1 protein-coding gene is annotated in these 323 nt (G+C 35.3%); it reads right to left on the reverse strand.

The genetic code is table 11. The features are described 5' to 3' along the window. Positions 1 to 210, reverse strand: a 210-nt coding sequence (locus ACT9TX_RS18530; protein ID WP_481340622.1) for a transposase family protein, incomplete at its 3' end; no start/stop codon positions are given. Between the last annotated feature and the right edge of the window lie 113 nt (positions 211 to 323).

Genomic DNA, 323 nt, shown 5'->3' on the forward strand with positions numbered 1-323 from the left:
AAAGGTACGATACTCTCGATAATACATCAGTAACATGAGCAGCTGGTCTTCTATCGACAATTTAGATGGTCTACCACGTTTTGAATCCTTACACTGAGCTTGCTTATAGTTGATAACGAACAATGTCATCTCTATAAATGTCGTTGGCTTTACACCTGTAAGGCGCTTGAACATCTCTGCAGAACAATCTTTTACATCTTTATATAGCATAACTATATTAACGTGAGTTCGGTTTAAGAAACAGCAAAAAAGGTGTTGAAATTGTCTATTAATTGTACCACCAATTGCTAAACAACCAATCACCTTTTATGCTTAAGGATAAA

This window comes from Parasediminibacterium sp. HNIBRBA5674, assembly GCF_056745525.1.